This is a genomic window from Bariatricus sp. HCP28S3_F11 (genome assembly GCF_052065395.1).
In the GTDB taxonomy this organism is placed as follows: Bacteria; Bacillota; Clostridia; order Lachnospirales; family Lachnospiraceae; genus Allocoprococcus.
The window spans coordinates 1-719 of the sequence record NZ_JBQHUC010000109.1; the positions used below are offsets into that span (position 1 = coordinate 1).

1 protein-coding gene is annotated in these 719 nt (G+C 47.1%); it reads left to right on the forward strand.

Translation table 11 applies throughout. The features are described 5' to 3' along the window. Positions 1–666 (forward strand): RNA-guided endonuclease InsQ/TnpB family protein (locus ACTNBR_RS16475; protein ID WP_427820920.1); only part of this gene is annotated, 666 nt, incomplete at its 5' end. Positions 667–719: the final 53 nt, after the last annotated feature.

Sequence of the window (719 nt, forward strand, 5' to 3'; positions counted from 1 at the left end):
ACCATAAGTCAGGAGCCTTCCGGAAAATACTATGCAAGTCTGCTTTATGAGTATGAAGTCTGTGAGAACCAAGCAGAGAAGAGAAAAGAAGCAGAACCGGAAGTGCTGGGGATTGATTATGCGATGAGTGGGATGGCGGTCTTTTCGGATGGAACAAGGTGTGAGTATCCGGGATATTTCAGAAAGGCAATGGTGTGTCTTGCGAGGGAACAGAGGAAACTGTCCCGGTGTCAGAAGGGGAGCCGGAATTACGAAAAACAAAGGAAAAAGGTTGCAGTCTGTCATGAGAAGGTCCGGAACCAGAGGAAGGATTTTCACCATAAGCTGAGTCAGGAACTGGCAGAGAGATATGATGCGGTTGCAGTGGAAGATCTGGATATGAAAGCGATGAGTCAGTGCCTGCATCTGGGGAAGGGAGTTATGGATAACGGATATGGAATGTTTCGGGATATGCTTGCATATAAGCTGGAAGATAGAGGAAAGAAGCTGATAAAGGTCGATCGGTTTTATCCATCCAGTAAAACCTGCAGCAAATGCGGAAAGATCAAGAAAGAATTGTCACTGTCAGAACGGATCTATGAATGTGGGTGCGGGAATCGGATGGATCGGGATGTGAATGCAGCGATCAATATCCGTGAAGAAGGAAAAAGAATTTTATGCGCATAACTGCGCCTGAAATATGCCCGTAACCGGGCAGAAAAGAACCGCGGGGCACGCGG